This window comes from Brevibacterium sp. SMBL_HHYL_HB1, assembly GCF_018208375.1.
Classification (GTDB): Bacteria; Actinomycetota; Actinomycetes; order Actinomycetales; family Brevibacteriaceae; genus Brevibacterium; species Brevibacterium intestinavium.
Genome location: NZ_CP062936.1, coordinates 336,735 through 356,013 on the forward strand (window position 1 = coordinate 336,735; position 19,279 = coordinate 356,013).

Sequence of the window (19,279 nt, forward strand, 5' to 3'; positions counted from 1 at the left end):
GGACCACAGTCGGGTCCGAGCCAACCGACTGAGAAATCGAGTGGAGCCGATTCATGCAGTCTTCAGCCCCCGTCGCTTCGAACTCTCCCCACAGGAACGCCGCACCCAAGCCTTCCGCTTTCCGTGCGGATATTCAGGGTCTGCGAGCCCTGGCGGTGGGAATCGTCCTCCTCTACCACCTGTGGCCGGACCGATTCCACGGTGGATTCACCGGCGTCGACGTCTTCTTCGTCATCTCGGGCTTCCTCATCACCAGCCACCTCATCAACACCCCGCCACGGAGCTGGACAGACGTGGCGAAGTTCTGGGCGCGAAGGATACGCCGACTGCTCCCGGCGTCCCTGCTCGTGCTCTTCGTCGTCGGCGTAGCCACCTACCTCACAGCGCCTCAGTCGATATGGGCCGATACCGGGCGACAGATCCTGACCGCCGGACTCTATGTGGTCAACTGGGACTTCGCGATCTCCAGCGTCGACTATCTGGCGGCAGACAACGCGCCTTCTCCGGTGCAGCACTTCTGGTCGCTGTCGGTCGAAGAGCAGTTCTACTTCGTCTGGCCGATGATCATCGGCCTGGCGTTCCTCCTCGGTATGAAATTCGGTCGATCCAAACGGATCGTCGGTTTCACCATCCTCGGTGTCTTCCTCGCGTCCTTCGTCTTCTCCGTGTGGTACACGACCGTCGAGCCCGCGATGGCCTATTTCGTCACCCCGACTCGGATGTGGGAGCTGGCAGCCGGCGGACTCGTTGCAGTCTTCGTCATCTATATCCGTCCCGATCGCGTGCCGTTCAGTTCGCTGCTCGGATGGATCGGGCTGGCAGGGATCGTCGCGGGAACATTCCTCATCCGCGCAGACATGCCCTTCCCCGGGTACATCGCGGCCGTCCCAGTCGCCTCGACGGCTCTCGTCATCCTTGCCGACTCCCGTGGACGCGCGTCCGTACTGCCTCTGCTGTCGCTGAAGCCAGTGCGCTTCCTGGGTGATATCTCCTACTCCGTCTATCTCTGGCACTGGCCGCTCATCGTTCTCGTGCCCTATCTGTCAGCGAAGATGGGGGCGTCGGAGACCCTCGGTTTCGTTGCTAAGACAGCGATTGTCATCCTCTCGATCCTGGCTGCGTGGGCCTCGACGACCTGGGTCGAGAATCGGTTCCGCAAAGCCTCGCTCCTGGGCGGGCTGAAGAGAACGTTCGGCTTCGCTGCACTCGCCATGGCCCTCGTTGCCGCTCTCGGACTGAGCCAGATGGTCGTTGCCAACAGGATCGTCGAACACAATGAGGACAAGCTCCAATCGGCGCTGGAGGACCCGGACTCGTGCCTCGGTGCCGCGTCACTGCTTCCCAGTGCGAAGGACAATCCGAACTGCGAAGACATGGACTCATTGCAGATGGAGCCGGCCGCTGCCAAGAACGACAAATCAGAAGCGTATGCCGATGGCTGCTGGGCAAGCGCACCGTATCGTGACAGGCCCGAATGCACCTACGGCGACGGTTCGAAGCATGTGGCTCTCGTCGGCAATTCGCACGCAGGTCATTGGCTGCCGACTCTGGAACGATTGGCCGAGAAGAACGATTGGACCATCACGACGTTCTTGGCATCGAACTGCAGCATTTCGACATTGCCGCAGGAGCTGTCGACTCCGGGCGAGATCAAAGGATGCCAGGACTACGCGGACTGGGTCGTCGAGCGGACGACTCAGGGCGGCTTCGATGCAGTGATCACCTCCGAGCGCCAGTCCACACCGCTGCAAGGCATGGGCTGGGACGAGACGGAGGAGAAAGCGCCCGAAGGGCACCGCGACATTCTGCAGAGCTGGATCGACGCGAAGTTGGATGTCGTGGTCGTCAGGGACACTCCGTATCCGGGCGAGGAGGACATCAACGTTCCGGACTGTGTGGCCAAACATGAAGATGATGTCGAAGAGTGCTCCGGGACTCCGGAATCATGGCATTGGATGGATCCTCTCGCGGCATCGGCACGAACGTTCGACTCGAAGCGACTGTCCGTCGTGTATCCACAGGACTGGTTCTGCCCGGAAGGCCGCTGTGAACCAGTCATCGGCGGAGTCGTCACGTACTTCGACACAGCTCACATCACAGCTACCTATGCCAAGACTCTTGCGCCGCAGTTCGATGCCAGTCTGAACCGCACTGGATTGTCGACCTTCGACTGAGCCGGCAGTTCATCGAACTGACAGTCAAGTCGGATACTGTGACCCGTGACCGAGCCCGAGACCGAAAGCTCACCGAAACTTCTGCAAAGGACGAGACGAGTGACCGATAGCCGAAACACCGCCGACCGGTACATCAGCAAGGGAAGAGAGCTGATCAAGCCCGTTGTCCACGGAGTCGCTCGCCGTGCGCTCCCAGTGGTCGAACGCGCATCCGGGACAAAATACGTGCGTGAGCGTGCTGCCGGCGGCAAGGGAGCAGGGAAGGCGACCGGAGCTTCGAAGAAGATCGCGGCAACCACCGCTCGCTCGTATCGCAAACTCGCCAGCGGTCTCAAAGGCAGGACTGCCGAGGACATCGACGGTTGGACCGTGGCACCGTCTGTGAGAGAGGTCGACGCGAAGACACGACAGCTGACGCGGCTCAAAGCGCACGCGGTCCTGTCTGAGTCCCTGGCCCAGGGTGCGTCGTTCGGCACAGCAATCATCGAGTCGGGCAGAGTTCTCCTCGCTGAGGGTCTCCACGCGGAGGCAGTGTCCATCGGACTGAACCTCCGCAGCGAGCCGGCCCACGAAGAGGTCGGCAGAGTGCTGCTGGGAATGGCCTATCAGCGCTCATCGGATCCGGAAGTGGCATGGGCGGAATTCGAACGGATCAACGATAGGGAACTCATCGTCTCGGCGGCTGCAGAGTACTATCCGACGGCTATCGACTTTCTCGGCCGCGAGGCTCTGCCGCTCGTAGAGAGCTCGAACGAGAGGGGAGAGACGAAACGGTGGAGCTCCAAGGCTGTGCTGCGCACCGCTGAGTCGGCCTTCTGCATCGGTGCGTTCGACCATGTTCGCACGCTTGTCGAGTCTCGACTCGAACAGGATTCGGAATCGCTGGATCCTGCAGTTCGCTATGAACTCACGCGCATGGTCGACTGGCTCCCTGGCGGAAAGCACTTGGAACCTCTTCCGACGACAGCAGGCAAGCGCAACTTCGGCGTGCTCAGCTACGATCAGCCGGGCATTCGTTCCCGCAATATCGGCGACTACATTCAGACGATCGCCTCGATCGGGCACCTGCTCCGCTACGAGAACCTCAGCTTCTCCGGCGACCAAGGGCTGACCGGACTCTTCGCGAAACTTCGCCAGTCGGTCAAAGAGGAAAGGAAGTACGCGGGACCGGAAGCCGAACTCAACCTGGTCGAGGTGTACCGCGACGGCAATGTCTATCAGGATATCCCCGAAGACACGTGGTATATCGCTTTCGGCTGGTACATGCACGACATCTTCGGGAAGTCGTTCAATATTCCCTTCCACCCGAACCTTCGCCCGATTCTGCTGTCGGTCTTCGTCCGCTACCCGGAGATGCTGACACCCGACGCCATCTCGTATCTGAAGAAATACGGTCCGGTCGGCTGCCGTGACTGGCAGTCAGTCGCCGTCCTGCGCGCTGTGGGAGTTCCGGCGTTCTTCTCCGGGTGCCTGACGACAACGGTCGATACGCTCTTCCCCGCGCCTGCGACCGATCATCGCAGCGGCACTCTGAGAGTCGATTGGCTGAAGGGCGGCAAGGGCCCGAAGAAGAAACAGACCGTCACGGCGATCCGGGACAAGTCGTTCCCGGAAAACCTCGAACTGGCCCGCAATTGGGTCGCGGACTATGCCTACAAGTACAAACAGGTCCTCACCTCTCGCCTGCATGCCAACCTGCCTGCACGCTCGGTGGGAGCCGAGGTCGATTTCGAGCCGAAGAATAAGTCAGATTCCCGCTTCGGCGGACTGATCGGAATCAACGAACACGAATTCGACGACATCCGCGAGGGCATCCTCGACAAGCTGTCCGTGCTGATCCCGCTCATCGCGACAGGAGCGCCCGAAGACGAGATCTACGCGAAGTGGGCGGAGATCACTGCGGATGACATGGCTGTTGCTGATGAGTATCTTGCTTCTGCACACTTGCCTGTTGCCGACAGCACAGCCATTGCTGCAGCAGTCAGCGACGTCGAACGCCCGGTTCCCGAGCAGGACCTCACCGACATCTTCATGACGGTCGACACCGGCGAGCAGCTTCTGGTCTCGACCACGCTGAAGAGCATCGACGCTCACACCTCACAGCCGTATCGAGTGTGGCTGCCGTCCGGTGTCTTGGACCTCGGGCAAGTCGACGAACTCCAGTCACTCCTGTCCAACGGTTCGATGCACATTCTCGCACCTGTGTCCTTTGACGGCATCGCAAACACGAACGACCTGGTACAGGCTCTGCTGCCGGAGCTGTTCCCCGACCACGAGCGACTGGTCGTCGTCCCGGCCAGCGCAGAGGTGTCGGCCGATGTCACCGAACTCTCGGCCATCGGCCTCGGCGATGCTCTTGTCGCTGCCAAGCACGATGTCAGGAAGAACCGTTCGAGTGGACTCACCCTGATGAGACGGATAGCCAGCTCATTCGGAGATGACCACGTCGGCGCTCTCAAATTCGTCTTCGCCAGCCACTCCGGCATGAGCGAAGACTTCACCCCATTCGATCCGCAGATCATGGTGCTCAACCCGAACGAACTTCGCCACGATGGCACAGCAGAGCGCGTCGTCGGTCTGCTGGCAGACACCGATATCAGCTACGTTGATGCACTCCAGATCGCAGTCGGCGGACGGTACCGTGACCTCGACAGCGAATGGAACGTTCGCGCAAACTGGGAGACCTCCGACAACCCCAAGATCGTCAACTGGAGTCGCCAGACTCGTCATTACGGTCAGATGGCGTTGAACCGGTGAACCCGTTTCCAGCGCTATCACCGCACACCGCAGCTGAGGAAGGGCAACAACTGTGAGTCTGCTTGGTCGACGTTCCCATGTCGTCACCGATACCCATCGCTCTTCAGACGAATCCGAGTCTCCGCTGGGTACCGACGAAGTGCATGTGTACAACGTCCTATGGGGCATTCCCGAGTCCATGGGAGGGATGACGACGGCTGCCCTGAGGCGGATACGCAGCTTTCAGACGTACGGTCGACCACTGTCTCAGACCGTGCTGACGTTCAGCCCCCGGATGGACCCAGACGAGATTCGGACTCGACTGGTCGCTCAGGGAAAGATGCGAGATGACGTCGAGCTGGTCAACATCTGGCAGGATCTGCGAAGTCGAACCGACTCAGAGCTGGAGGCGTTGGCGGGGGAACCGCTGTGTGCCCCGGTGCCTGAAGAAGACGGCGAAGTCGAGAACATCACCGCGTTCTATGACGTGTTCCGCAGCTCGCGCACCGGCACGGTCATTCGCCGCAACTACAGGCGAGCCGATGGGAGCTTGCTGCTCACGGACATACGAGACCCGAAATTGGGAACCCGCTTCGTCCTCCATTCTCCTTCAGGAACACCTATGACGGAGTGGAGACGTCCACGAGATTTCTATAATGCCTGGATCTCGGCCTTCGTGACGAAGGAACCCGCTGTGGTCATCGTCGATGACAAGAAAGTCAGCGAGTTCATCCATGAAATCTCGGATCGCCATTTCGGACTCATCCTGTTTCTCCACGGGACTCACCTTCGTCATCCGTGGAACGGGAATCATGGGCAGGTCCTGCCGCGCAGAGTGGAGACGATGCGGAATTTCGACCGCTTCGACATCGTCGGAGTCCAGACCGAACAGCAAGCCGACGCCATCAGAGCCATGGGTCGGTCAGGAGACAACATCAGGCTGCTGACGGGAGAGCTGCCCGCGGGGTCGATCCTGTCGGAGTCACCGATCCAGCGGCCGGTGCACAGGGCTGTAATAATTGCCAACCTCATCGAACTCAAACGTGTCGACCATCCGATCCGTGCAGTGGCGAAACTGCGGGACCGTGGAATCGATGTTTCGCTGACCGTCCTCGGGGAAGGCCCGGAGAGAAGGAAGCTGGAGAAGCTCATCGACGTGCTTGATGTCGGGGACCGGGTTGAGCTGCCTGGTTATGTCACTGATGTGCAGGAAAGGTTGAAGTCCGCCTCATTCTGCATGCTGACGAGCACGAGCGAGGGCCTTCCTTTGTCGTTGATGGAGTCCATGGGAGCTGGTTGCGTCCCCATCGTGTACGACATCACCTATGGCCCCAGGGATCTGATCGAGCAGGGAGTGAACGGTTTCATCACGCCATGGGGTGACATCGACGCGTTGGCGGACCAGATCGAGGCCTTTCTCTGCCGGAATCAGGAGACCGTCGACGCGATGCGCAGGTCCGCGATGAAGACAGTCGAACGCTACCTTCCCGAAGCCGGCTACGAACGGTGGAAGACTGTCCTCGAGGAATTGCGTCCCTCGAAGGAGCACGATGATCGAAACGGAGAGCCGGTTCAACCGGTTGAGGCGAGGAAGATCAAGTGTGAAGCGATATCGTGCGGAACCCGAATCGAGGTTGAGCTTGATCAGGTTGATCCGTCGATCGCCGAGACCCTGGAATTGGTCGTAGCGGCACGCAGTCTCAACACCTTCTTCATCTGTCGAAACCATCGGATGGTGAGCCGCAGACTGGGCCGCAGGATCGCCCTGTCTTTCAACGTGGACGATGAGAAGTTCTCTGAGTCGAGCAAAGAGACTTTCGACGTCTACTTGCGGAGGCCACACGATCTGTGGACGTCGAAACGGAGACTCCGCGCGCCGAACAGGTATCGGCCTGAAGAGGTGGGGGAATGGCAGTGGTATTCCACGAAGCACGGAAATCTCTCCGTACGACCCCGGTTGTGAACGGGAGTTTCGACGACATTCCAGCACGGGGTATAAAACGCGAAGGGCTGAGGCTATTCCTCGCTGGATTCAGCGTTGGTGCTCTCGGAATGAAAACTCTCCAACGCGACAGTGCGATCGGAGATCAGTCTGGAGATCGCGTCTTTGAATAGTTCACTCGAGGTGCCCTTTTCGCCCTCACCGAAGTAGTGCCGTCGGAGTTCGTGTCTGGCTTCGGCTGCGGGATCGGTGAGGAGCATCTCTTTGAGCATCGGCTCCACATCGCCGATCGTTGTTTCGTCGATGATGGGAGTCGCGCGACTGATCGGTGCTTCGGCATTCAGCCGTGGCGTGTCGTTTCGGCGGTCCGTCAGCGCCAGCGGCTTGTTCGGCTGGAGATAGAGGAAGTCGAGCCCGACACTGGAGATGTCAGTGATGAGAACATCGACGGTGTCGAACATGGCGAGGATGTTCCCCTGCATGAGCACTTGATGCTGCAGAGATTCGTCACCGATGGACTCGTTGGCCTCCGCGATGAGTCCGAGGATTCTCGTATTCGCTTCTGACATCGCAGGATCTTTGGAGGACTCGACACGGGGGTGAGGTTTGTAGATCAGCCTAGCCCCCGGGACCCGGAGGGCAGCTTCGACGATCTGTGGTCCGAAGAGGTCTACTGACGTGTAGTTGTTCGACTCGTTCTCGCCTTCCCACGTAGGCGCGTACATGATCGTGTGTGCCGCCGAAGGTTCGAGTTCCAACGGCGTATCAACGTCCAATTGCGGCCGTCCGATCTTGACCAGCGCGTCCTCATTGAAATCGATTATTGCTCTGCGATGCCGTTCGACGGCAGCGTCGCCGGCAACGAATACCTTGTCGTAGGATTTGGCCTGGTTCGAGACCATACTCAGCTTGTCAGACTCACCATGATTGACATGAACATGAACCATCGGAGCAAAGCTGAGCGATTGGAAATTGGTCATCCCGTTATTCACATACAACGCTACCTTGAAATCGTTCGCGTGGTAGAAAGTCTGGAGCGCATCGAACTTCCGTTTGAGGACGAGAGGCAGACTCGTCATCTCCCTGGCCAGATTCAAAGCCGAGACCTTCCGCAGAACCACAACCACTCGGTGCTTGCGGTGAAGGTCTTCGAGGACTGGAATCCACTGGGCGAGTTGGTAGAACTTCGGGCCGCGGTCGCCGAAGTAGACCACGACTTCAGCTTTGACGTACCTGCCATCGAACTCATCTTCCAGTTGATTCCATCGCTCAGTGCCGCGGATCCACTCGCTTGTGCGTTTCCAAGCTCGTGACTGAACTGCGTTTCGAGCGACTGATCGGACGGGGTTCTTCACAGTTCGAACTCCTCGTAGTCTGGTCTGGGGTGTGGGGAGCAACAAGGGAGCGTTGCTGGCTCTGCCAAAGACCGAGGCAGAATATCTCCTCACGGTCGGTGGCGAGAGCATGACGACAGTCACTCTCTGTTGACGGTGCACTGTGTCGCGAAGTTTACGGGGCACGTGAACCAACTGCTAGGCTACCAACGTTAACCGTACGTGAATGAAACCATGTCGACTGTCTACCGACTGGTAAGGGGACTCTGTGATAGATGAGCTGACAATTGAAAGAATCTCGTGGGAACGTGTGATTCTGACTTTTGTCGTCAGTTTTCCCGGCGATGCCCCTGAGTCGTTCTTCCTGACACCCAACTCGCGGCCGTACGAAGTCGAGCTTCCGGTTCGATCGGAGCCGCTGGGCGAGGGACGTTACCGATTGACGATCAACGTCACTCAGTTCAACCGTCGCGCTCAAGTGCCCAACGGAACCTATTTCCTCATTGCGCGGCGGGACGAAGAAGTCTATCCGGCCTCCTATCCGTTGAGGCGAGCAGAAGAGCTCGGTGAGGCGTCGAGAGCATTTGTCTACAACAAGAACTTCTCTGCCTACACAGTGACATTCGGTGTTTCCGACGACGAAGCGGCACCGTACTTCCTGATGCGCACCTACTCCTTCGGCCGCTCCGGGAAAAAGCCTTCGTCCACGATTGCGCGCTTGAAGTCCAAAGCTCGCAAGAAGTGGAAGAACACGAAACGGAAAGCGCTGCGAAGCGTATTCGCCGTTTCAGCTTTCAGGCGGCCCGCGGACGGAAGCAACATTCTGTTCGCGTCTGAAGCTCGGCCGAACATGCAGGGCAACCTCAAAGCCGTTCACGACCGTATGCTCGAGCGCGGACTCGACTCCCAGTTCAACTTCGGCTATTCGTTCCGAACCGGGCGCACCAGCAGCCGGCAGAGTGCCTTCGCTCTCGCATGGGAGATGGGCAAAGCGAATACCATCCTCATCGACGACTACTTCGCCATCCTCAGAGACCTGGGCAACCGAGACGAGCAGAAGATCATTCAGCTCTGGCACGCCGGCAGCGGGTTCAAATCCGTCGGTTACAGTCGCTTCGGACAGTACGGATCACCCAACCTGCGGAATGCCCATCGTCTGTACTCATATGCGATCTGCGGCTCTCAACATCTGCGTGATGTCTACAGCGAAGCCTTCGGGATCGAACGAGAGTCTGTGATCGCGACCGGCCTTCCCCGGATCGACGGGTTCCTTCGCGAAGGACGAGCCGAGGAAGTTCTCGTTGATTTCGAGAAGGAATTCCCCGCCGCCGAAGGCAAGCGAAAGATCCTCTTTGCTCCGACGTTCCGTGGCCGTGGCTCGGGGGACGCCCACTACGACTACGACCAGATCGATTTCCGTGAACTCTACGAGGCGTGTGGCGAAGACTCGGTCGTGCTCTTCCGCCAGCACCACTTCGTTCCGGAACCCGCGCCCATCCCTGAGGAGTTCAACGACCGTCTGATCGACGTGGCCTCCTACCCGGATACCAATGATCTGATGCTGATCTCCGATGTGCTCATCACTGACTACTCTTCAGTGATCTATGAGTACTCATTGCTAGAGCGGCCGATGATCTTCTTCGCTTACGATCTCGATACGTACTCTGCGACCCGCGGAATGCACAAAGACTATCGCGAGGCTGCGCCTGGCAACATTGCAACCACCTTTGACGAACTCGTAGAGCTCATTCGCATGCCCGAACTGAGCAATGAGATGACGAAGGAATTCGTCAAGGAGAACTTCGACTACGTCGACACGCACAATTCCGATCGGGTGATTGATTCGCTGATCCTCAGTGAACCAGCCGATGACCCGGACCCGGCTGCCGGCGATGGTGAGGACGAGATCTCAGACCGTGTCGGTGAAGAGGACCCTGGGGCGCCCGGGCCGGAAGAACAACTGAACGAACCGACAGAGAACGACACCTTCGGCAGCTATAAGGCTGAGGAAGAAGACGAGGAGAACCAATGGCAAACATCGCAGTAGTCTTCGCTGGCGGCGTGGGGGCGCGAATGGCGCACAGTTCTCGTCCTAAGCAGTTTTTGGAGATCCACGGCCGACCGGTCATTGTTCATACTCTCGATATCTTCCAGCAGCATCCGGACATCGATGGGATCGCGGTGGCTATTCTCCCCGAGTTCCGAGAGCACCTGGAACGCCTGATCAAGCGTTATGAGCTCGATAAAGTGAAGTGGATCGTCGATGGCGGCTCCACCGGTCAGGAATCACGGCACAATGCTCTCAAGGTCGTGGCCGAACACAACGACCCGGACAGTATCGTGCTCATCCACGATGGTGTGCGCCCACTCATCGACGCCGACCTCATCTCGCGCAATATCGACAGCGCCCGTGAATACGGATCCGCAATCACCTGCACCAAGATGACCGAAACCGTGGTCGTCGAAGAGGGCGAAGGCATCAAAGAGGTCATTCCGCGTGACCCGTTGTGGACGGCTCAAGCTCCCCAAACGTTCCCACTCAAGGATGTCCTCGCTGGCTACGATCGCGCAGTCGCAGAGGGTGAGCATGATTCGATCGACACTTGCACACTGATGAATGGGTTCGGGTATCCTGTGCACCGAGTCGAGGGTCCGCGAACGAACATCAAGATCACCACAGCTTCGGACTACTATGTCTGTCGGACTTTCCTGACCCTCATCGAGGATCGAGAGGCCTTCGGAAGTGAGTGATACGCAGGTGACACCAACGGAGTCAGTGGCAACGGACATCGTGTTGTTCGATTCCCCTGTATTCAAGGAAGACGTCGCAGCGATCGCCGACGCTGATCTGAGCTGGGACCGGTATCGCGATTCGCAGATCCTGGTCACCGGCGCATCGGGCATGATTCCGATGTATATCCTTGGGACGCTTCTCGCTGCCAACGACAGATACGACCTCGGTCTGCATGTAACCGGTATGGTTCGGAATGTGAAGAAGGCTGAGAAGCGTTTGGGGACTGCACTTCAGCGGTCTGACTTCACGCTCATGGAAGGCGACGTGATCGAGCGTCACACCTTCGAACGGGGCTTCTCGACCGTTTTCCATGGTGCGTCGCCTGCACGGCCGTCCCTGCATAAGAGCTCGCCGACGACGACTCTGAAGGCCAACACTCTTGGCACGATCAACCTGCTCGACGCACTCGTCGACGCGGGCGGCAGTTCCTTCGTTCTGCTCTCGTCCTCTGAGGTCTACGGATCTGTCGAAGGCACAGATCTCATCGGAGAAGACGCTGAGGGCACATTGCAGCATTTCGCGCCGAGGGCCAGCTACTCCGAGGGCAAACGGATCGCTGAAACCGCGCTGGCGGCCTATGCCGCCGAGTACGGTATCAATGCACTCACCCTTCGCTTTGGGCACATCTATGGCCCGGGAATGGCCCTGGACGACGGTCGAGTACAGGCGGACTTCCTGGCAGATGTCGTTCGTGGCCGGAATATCCACATGATGAGCGCTGGTGCCGCCAGTCGGACCTACACCTATGTCGCTGATGCTGTGCTCGGGCTCTTCTTCGCGCATCTGCGAGGAACCGAACAGGTGTATAACGTGGCTGACAACGCTGGCAACGTCAGCATTCGTGAACTCGCTGAGACGTTTGTGGCAGCCCGCCCGGCGAAAAACCTGTCCTTGGACTTCGCCAACCCCGAGGACGACCGTTCCTATTCGCCTGTCGCCTCACTGGGGTTGGATTCCAGCCGTCTCACCGAACTCGGTTGGACTGCAGGAACGAATCTTGCGGACGGTGTGTCGAGAACCGTTCGGACATTCGAAGAGGGCCCCCTCATCGCTTCCTAAGAGGGTCGGCGCCACGCCAGCATCTACTCGGCATTCATGCCACAATCGAAATTGGCGATGTTCGCCGAACTGATGAGGAGACTTGAAACCCTATGAGCCCCCTGCGAATCCTTCTTCTGACGAACAGAGACTCGGACAATGTCGGCGATCAGATCATTGAAGCGACCGTCATCTCAATCATCAAAGGTGTGATGAAGAATCTTGATTTCGGTCCAGACGACTTCGTCATCTCCAGTCGAGCGGCGGGGATCATCTCAAGGAAGTACATGGCGACGCAGGACCCAGAGCTGCTGACCGGAGCTCGTGAGGCGATTGCCAAGTCAGACCTCATCATTTTCGGTGGGGCTCCGCTCTTCAACTATGCCTATCAGAACTTCTACCGCCGGACGATCGTCACTCTCGAACTGGCGCAGGAATATGACGTGCCAGTGATCTTCTCAAGCATCGGTGTAGAGAAATTCGATGCCACGAACAAGAAGAGTCAGGCCCTCAAAAAGGCACTCGAACTGCCGGTGGTCAAACAGATCACGACTCGTGATGACATCGAGTCACTGCGCAAATACGCAGAGGGCACAGACGTTCCAGTATCCCACGTCGCGGACCCGGCAGTGTTGGCCGACATCGTCTACCGGAAGAAGCCGGAACCTCCGGCAGCGCCGAAGCCTGTGCCATCGATTCCAGTCCGTGCGAAGCGGAAGCTCAAACGCATAGTCAAACGTGTCATCGCGAAGTCGAACTCGTCGACTGTAACGAGCCAGGCAACCGCGGCCAATAAACCTGCCCCGGCGAAGACGACTCCTGCGGAGGCGAAGGCACCGCGGGTCGGTCTGGTCGTTACTCGAGCGGGAATCTTCGCCGATAACGGTATAGATTTCACCGAAGATGACCAGCGGAAGTTCTGGCTCGAGACGATCGCGGCTTTGGAAGAGAAGGGGTACGACTACCGACTCTTCACGACCGGGCACTTCTCCGACGAAGTATTCCTGGACAGTCTCGTCAAGGACTCAGGCGTTCCGGCTAAGAAGGCCGCAGTGACCGTGAATTCGCCGGATGAGCTGATCAGAGAGCTCAGAGGCTGCACAGGGGTCATCGCCTATCGACTTCACGCCAGCATCACCTCGTTCGCACTAGGCATCCCCTCAATCGGGCTGTCGTGGAACTTCAAGGTGCCGTATTTCTACGAATCTATAGGGTACGGCCATCGTGCACTCAGTCCCGATAAGTGGAGAGCTGAAGAGGTCGTTCCCGCCATCGAACAAGCGATGCACGACGGCGTCGAGAAGGACCGCGAATTCCTCAAGTCCGTCTACGACACGCTGTTCACGGGTATTCGTGGGGTTCTGGCTCCGGACAGCACCGCAACCCCGTACACACTGGACCAGCTGTGGGATGGGATGCCGCGGCAATTGGCGACCGGTCCCAAAGGCTACCGAGAAAAGGTGAACCGAAAACTGCGTCGCACCTACGAGAACTACCAGAAGCTGTCCGACAAAGCACAGGCGCAGAACTGACCCCGCAGACCGAAGAAAGATCTTGACATGGCACCGACTGAAGTACTTCTGCTGACAAATCGAGACTCCGACAACATCGGAGATCAGATCATCGAAGCCTCGGTCATCAGCCTCATCAAGGCCGCAGCTGGCAATCTGGGGTTGGGGCCCGGCGATCTGAAGATCAGGAGTCGGGCGGCAAGCCTGATCAGCAGGAAATACATGAGTACTCGTGACGAGTCGTTGCTTGAACCTGCTAGACGCGCAATATCTCGAGCCGACGTCGTCATCTTCGGTGGCGCTCCGCTCTTCAATTATCGATACCAAAGCTTCTATCTGCGCACAATCAGAACTATTGAGCTTGCTCATGAATACGGTGTTCCCGTGCTCTTCTCGAGCATCGGGGTGGAGCCATACTCGAAAACAGACGATCGGTCCCAGAAACTGAAGGAAGCTCTCGCTCTGCCCGTGGTTCGTCAGATCACAACCCGTGATGACATCGACTCGACGCGAAAGTATGTTGAGGGCACAGACATACCTACGGCTCTGGTTGCAGATCCCGCAGTGTTCGCCGATTCTGTCTTTGGCATCGAGTCACGGTCAGAGTCTGCGAATACCAAATCCCCTTCGCGTTGCATCGGGCTTGTCGTCACCAGGGCGGGGATTTTCAAAGACAACGGAATTGCCTTCAGCGAAGCCGATCAGCGCAACTTCTGGCTCGACATCATCTCTCAATTGGAGGCTCGAGGTGATGACTACCGAATCTTCACCACAGGACACTTCTCCGACGAGATGTTCCTCGACTCGCTAGTTCGGCATCATGGCGTTTCGAACAAGAAAGCCGCCGTCACGTTGAACTGTCCGGAAGAGCTGATTGACGAACTGAGCCGGTGCGACGGCGTGATCGCCTACCGCTTGCATGCCAGCATTACGTCCTTTGCACTCGGGATACCGTCGATCGGCCTTACCTGGAACTTCAAAGTCCCCGATTTCTACCGTTCAATAGGGTATCCGGAAAGAGCACTGTCATCACCGGACTGGGACGCGACGACAGCGATTTCCGCATTGGACCGCGCAATGAGCGAGGGCGTGTCCAAAGACGATGAATTCCTGATGTCCGTGTATCAAACGTTGGTCGAAGGTTTGCGGGGGACAGTCGCTCAGGGCTCCACCGCCGAGGCGTATTCGTTGTCGGAACTGCGGGAGCGATTGCCACGCTATTCGGGAACCAACCGGAAGCAGTACCAAGAGAAGATGCGCAGGAAATTGCGGCGCTCATATGAGTATTACCAGCAGCGAATCAGTATGGATGTAGCGAAGGCACCATCACCAGAGCCAAAGCAGTCAACGGTCAGTGAGAGGGCTGTGCGTGGATTGCAGAGACTTCGCAAGCGCCTGACTCGTTCGTAGGTTCATGCTGTCGCGGCTGATTCGCAGAGAGCTGGAATAAACGGCAACATACAGGCGCGCTCCGCCGGGAGTTCACCGGTCGCGTGGGTGGGCAGGACATCAGCTCCGCCACAGAAGTGACTGGCACAGCGAGAGAAATCGCGGCGGGACTAATGCCGGGCCTGGTTCCGGGACACCGAGGTTGTGGAACTCAGAAGACAGGTGAGAATAAACACTCAGAAGTGCGCCAGGTATTCTTGTTCGGCGACCTTGTGACGTGTGAGCCCACGTCCACAACAGGCAAAGCAGACTCTCAGTGGCGCCGTGTATCCTCCGTTGGATCAAACTTTATGGGCATGAAACTTCAAGCGGATATCTGCCGCTTTCACTACAAATAGACTCGAACCATGAAAATCGTTATCGCGGCGGCACTTGGGTCCGCCCTTATTTGTCTTGCCGGTTGCTCCGCTAGTTTCGACGACATGAGTGTCGACGAGAAGAAGGCATGGATCGACGAGAACCTCATCATGGGAGACTTTGGTGAGACAGTGCACGCTGAGAACATGGATGTCTCGGTGGTTTCAAGGCTCATCGTAATTGAGAGTGTAGAACCGGTCTGAAGCCACCGGACTCGAGCAGACACCTCGCGATGTAATGCGTGAGGTTGCGGAATCCCAGCGCGGACCCGCGTAGATGCTCGAGTCTGCCGTTGATCGCTTCAGTGGGACCGTTCGACGTTCCCGGTCGGGTGAAGAATGCGAGCACATCAGCAGCTCGACGCTTCAACGTTCGTCCTAACCGTTTGAGCTCGACAAGTTCGGGTGGCAGATTCGTTGTCAGGGCGTCGATGACCGTTTGCAAGAGTCTCTTGCCCTCTTTGCAGTCCGCGGTTCGGTAGGCGCTGACAATGTCTTGGTAGACAGCCCAGGTGACTTCGACTTCGGTGAAGTTCGGGTCAGCGAAGAGGTTCGCGATTCTTTCCTGCTGCTTGGTCGTGAGTAAGCTGCTGCCCGTGTGAAGAGTTCTTCTTGCCCGGTACAACGGGTCCTTTGCTCGTCCGCGATGGCCGGTTGTCTCCTGCTGAACTCGGCGACGTACCTCGTCGAGGGCATCACCGGCGAGTTTGACGACGTGGAAGGGGTCCATGACTTCCACAGCGTCGGGCAGCTCCTCAGCTGAGGCTGTTTTGAAGCCGGAGAATCCGTCCATCGCGACGACGTCGATGCCCTCACGCCATTCTTTCGGTCGGTCTTTCAACCATTGTTTGAACACCTGCTTCGAACGGCCAGCCACCATGTCGAGCAGACGTGCCGAGCCTGTTCCCTCGCTGATCGGGGTGAGGTCGATGATGACGGTGACGTACTTGTCACCACGCCGGGTGTGCCGCCATACATGCTCGTCGACACCAATGACGCTGACCCCGTCGAAACGGGTCGGGTCGTTGATCAACAACCGCTTACCTTCAGCGAGGACGGCGGAGTTCGCGGTGTGCCAGGACACGGCGAGTTTCGCAGCGATGACGGACACGGTGTCGTGATCGATCACGAGGGCACGCAACGCCCAGTCGAGGCCGGTTCGCGAGATCTTCGCTCGTGGTGGCGCCGCAGCTGTGGTGTCTTGACGCCAGACGCGGCCACACTCGACGCATTTGTAACGGCGGAGGCGAATGTGAAGCGTGGTTGGTCGGTGGCCGAAAGGTTCGTGGGCCAGCTGGCGGACGACGGTGTCGCGAATGATCCCGTGGCCGCCGCACCGTCGGCACCAGTCATCAGCAGTGTTTGGCTGGCATTCCAGGATGGCCTTTTGCCCGGTGATGTTTTGGCCGGTGCAGGTCAGATCGAGGGTGTCGAGTCGGCAGAATGTCGTAAGGTCAGGGGTCGAGAAAGTAGGCTTGGCCACGTCGAGGTCTTTCGGATGGACTGTGTGAGAACTTCCATCATCGGAAGACCTCGACGTCTATCCGCGCAGCGACGCGCCGTGTCCTGGAATCACCGATCTACACTCTCTTTTACGAAGAGCCGGTTTCAACCGACTCGCAGTGCTGGGAAGTCAAAGTCAAGAACACCGGGACAGTAAGGTCCATTCTTGGAAGGCAGGCTGAGCTCACACTCACCGCTGGAGGCTCGGTCGTCTCGCTGCGAGACCTTCGAACCGGCGACGATTTGAACGACAAGTTTCCGGACGATTTCTTCCCCATCCATCGAGGAGGGACATCCTCCGTGGAAGTCTGTACTACACCGGAAGCTTCTACCAAGGTCCTTGCCTTCGGCATCTTCATTGACGGCACTCCCATCTCGTTCATCTGATGAACAAAACGCCCGGCAGAGGTTCCATGGTTTCCTTGGCTACAACTTCACGGCGGGGATACTCCCGGGCCAGTTTCCGGGGATCTAAAGTCGTGGAACTTAGGTAAGAGAAGAGGAGCAGTCGATACAGGAACTGAGTACTTTCCTGTGGGCAGTTTCCTCGCAGGGATGGGCCTGCGCGTATTGAGGGCTAATCTTCCGGTCGAGTAAGGGGCGTTGGGAAGCGGAGGCTGAGGCTGCCGAATCTCGTCGGGTACACTTCCATGGGCCCAAATGGCTGAGGAGTGACGTCGCCGGCTCCTTTGACACGAAGTCTGCAAGGGTGCCCGTCGACTCTCAGATCGATCCAGAAGTCGATGTGACCATGGTCGACTGCGGCGAAGTCATTCGCATTCGCTGATGCGACGATCAGAGTTTCGCCACCGACGTGCTCCAAGCGTGCTGGAAGTCGGCCGAATCGCCCGCTCTTTCTTTCGGCCCACGACAGCAGGGCCCAGTCGGGTTCGGACGCTGCGTCTCCGCTCAGAATCACATGCAGAGTGATTTCATCGTCATCGATGTTGACGCTTGATAGGCGTGCAGCTCCGTTGACTTCGCGAGGTTGCCGTTTGTTGGAAACTGCACGCGTCAGCGCCGTTCCCCACAAACTTGTGATCGTTTCCGGAGAGAAATCTCTGACGCGCCGGACGGCTGCTTCTCGCATCTGCATCAGGTTCCTCTCGTCCATCGACTCCAGATTGCTGATGGTTCGGGTTACGGCGTCGAGATCTCCATCCGGTACGAGGAATCCGTCGACGCCGTCGGTGATGATGTCTGCGGGGCCATATTTGATGTCGTAGGCAATAGGGATACAGCCTGCCGCCATACTCTCCAGAAGAACCAGTCCCTGACCTTCGTACTCACTGGTGAGGAGAGTGAATGAAGAGTCCTCGAATCTCTGTCTTGCTCGCGAGTCGTAGCCTCTTAGCGCAATGCTGTCTGCCGTATCCAATTCTTGGATGAGCGTCTCCAAGGACTCTTGCGCCTCGTCCGCTACTCCGTAGATATCGAGCGTCGCATCTGTCCCGGATAACCTTGCTCTGTGCACAGCCGTGATGGCATGGTCGATGCGCTTGAGGTACGTGGTTCGTGCAAGCATTACTCCCTTACCTGGAGTGCGCGGTTTGATACGGCGCATCGGCTTGGCAGCCGTCATGTTCGGCAGAATCGCTGCGTTGTCCACGACATAGTTCAGATCAGTGAGGTCGGAATGCTGGGACTGAGTGAGAACGGCTAAGAGATCGAACCGATCGACGTGTCTCAGTGCCGGGGTATACGTCCACCCCAGGGTTTGGGAACGTTTTGTCGGTTCAGCGGAGTGCTTGCTGTGGATGGTCTGTACCAGGACGACGTTCTCTCGCTGATACTTGTGCAGATAGCGTGCCAGAGGCGGACCGTCGTTGATGATGATCGCACGCCTGGAGTCGATCAACCAGTCAAACCATGCAAAATAGAGCTCGTATAGTTCGTCCCATTGCGCGATCGGTCGACCTCGCGAGTCGAATATCGTAGCGCTCTTCGCCTCGTCCTCGCTGCCGAGTCGGTAGCTGTAATATCGGGAGCCGTCCTCCCGGAAGCGATCGGATCGGAGTGTCTTACCAGAGCCATCCAGCTCTTTGATCTCCTGCGAACCGTCGAACTCAGGCAATTGGGCGGCGTCGACAGTGATCGATCCAGGTGAGTGGGCCGCAATCCGTGCCAAGTCGTGAAATCCTGCTCGCTTCAGATCAGCCCACACATTGCGAATGGTCACCCTATTGCCGATTCTTCCCTCATCTCGCAACCGAGAAGTCAGAGCTTCAGGAGCGACGTTCCTCGGGGACAGGGTGAGGATTTCGACGTATCGGCGGTCGAGCTCGGCAAAAGCATCAGCTCGCTGCAGACACGCGCTCGTTCTGCCGCCGAAGTTTTCCGGGATCCCACCGATGAGTCCGTAGACCGTCGCGTCGGGCAGATACCTTTCATGCTTTGAGAACATCGTCCCTCCACTTCGTGCCCGAGCCGTAGTCGCCGAAT

12 protein-coding genes are annotated in these 19,279 nt (G+C 58.1%); 9 read left to right on the forward strand and 3 right to left on the reverse strand.

Annotated features, from left to right (window positions below):
• The first annotated feature begins 53 nt into the window (after positions 1 to 53).
• From IG171_RS01655 to IG171_RS01665, 3 genes are all read left to right on the forward strand, one after another.
• Positions 54 to 2,174, forward strand: a complete 2,121-nt coding sequence (locus IG171_RS01655) for an acyltransferase family protein (protein WP_212129374.1) — start codon at positions 54 to 56, stop codon at positions 2,172 to 2,174.
• Between the two features lie 99 nt (positions 2,175 to 2,273).
• Positions 2,274 to 4,931 (forward strand): hypothetical protein, encoded by a 2,658-nt coding sequence (locus IG171_RS01660; protein ID WP_212129376.1) that lies wholly within the window; start codon positions 2,274 to 2,276, stop codon positions 4,929 to 4,931.
• A gap of 145 nt (positions 4,932 to 5,076) precedes the next feature.
• Positions 5,077 to 6,873, forward strand: coding sequence for a glycosyltransferase (locus IG171_RS01665; RefSeq protein ID WP_212129378.1), 1,797 nt, complete (start codon positions 5,077 to 5,079; stop codon positions 6,871 to 6,873).
• A 53-nt stretch (positions 6,874 to 6,926) separates the two neighbouring features.
• Here IG171_RS01665 and IG171_RS01670 read toward each other — a convergent pair whose 3' ends face one another.
• On the reverse strand, positions 6,927 to 8,207 hold the full coding sequence (locus IG171_RS01670; protein ID WP_249203946.1) for a CDP-glycerol glycerophosphotransferase family protein: 1,281 nt from the start codon (positions 8,205 to 8,207) through the stop codon (positions 6,927 to 6,929).
• Positions 8,208 to 8,454: 247 nt separating this feature from the next.
• Between IG171_RS01670 and IG171_RS01675 the strand changes: the two genes are divergently transcribed.
• From IG171_RS01675 to IG171_RS01700, 6 genes are all read left to right on the forward strand, one after another.
• The gene (locus tag IG171_RS01675) at positions 8,455 to 10,233 is read left to right on the forward strand and encodes a CDP-glycerol glycerophosphotransferase family protein (protein WP_212129380.1); all 1,779 of its coding nucleotides are present in this window, start codon (positions 8,455 to 8,457) and stop codon (positions 10,231 to 10,233) included.
• Entirely contained in the window at positions 10,215 to 10,937 is a 723-nt protein-coding gene (locus tag IG171_RS01680) for an IspD/TarI family cytidylyltransferase (protein WP_212129382.1), read from the forward strand. Before IG171_RS01675 ends, IG171_RS01680 begins: the two co-directional genes overlap by 19 nt.
• A 25-nt stretch (positions 10,938 to 10,962) precedes the next feature.
• Positions 10,963 to 12,039 carry an NAD-dependent epimerase/dehydratase family protein gene (locus IG171_RS01685; RefSeq protein WP_212129384.1) on the forward strand — a complete coding sequence of 359 codons (1,077 nt, stop codon included), beginning with the start codon at positions 10,963 to 10,965 and terminating at the stop codon, positions 12,037 to 12,039.
• A gap of 92 nt (positions 12,040 to 12,131) precedes the next feature.
• Positions 12,132 to 13,550 (forward strand): polysaccharide pyruvyl transferase family protein, encoded by a 1,419-nt coding sequence (locus IG171_RS01690; protein ID WP_212129391.1) that lies wholly within the window; start codon positions 12,132 to 12,134, stop codon positions 13,548 to 13,550.
• A gap of 27 nt (positions 13,551 to 13,577) precedes the next feature.
• The gene (locus IG171_RS01695) at positions 13,578 to 14,939 is read left to right on the forward strand and encodes a polysaccharide pyruvyl transferase family protein (RefSeq protein WP_212129396.1); all 1,362 of its coding nucleotides are present in this window, start codon (positions 13,578 to 13,580) and stop codon (positions 14,937 to 14,939) included.
• Between the two features lie 386 nt (positions 14,940 to 15,325).
• Positions 15,326 to 15,538, forward strand: a complete 213-nt coding sequence (locus IG171_RS01700; RefSeq protein ID WP_212129398.1) for a hypothetical protein — start codon at positions 15,326 to 15,328, stop codon at positions 15,536 to 15,538.
• Here IG171_RS01700 and IG171_RS01705 read toward each other — a convergent pair.
• Both IG171_RS01705 and IG171_RS01710 read right to left on the reverse strand, forming a co-directional pair.
• Entirely contained in the window at positions 15,507 to 16,817 is a 1,311-nt protein-coding gene (locus tag IG171_RS01705) for an ISL3 family transposase (RefSeq protein WP_212129141.1), read from the reverse strand. The genes IG171_RS01700 and IG171_RS01705 overlap by 32 nt on opposite strands.
• Before the next feature lie 597 nt (positions 16,818 to 17,414).
• Positions 17,415 to 19,241 carry a glycosyltransferase gene (locus IG171_RS01710; RefSeq protein WP_212129405.1) on the reverse strand — a complete coding sequence of 609 codons (1,827 nt, stop codon included), beginning with the start codon at positions 19,239 to 19,241 and terminating at the stop codon, positions 17,415 to 17,417.
• Between the last annotated feature and the right edge of the window lie 38 nt (positions 19,242 to 19,279).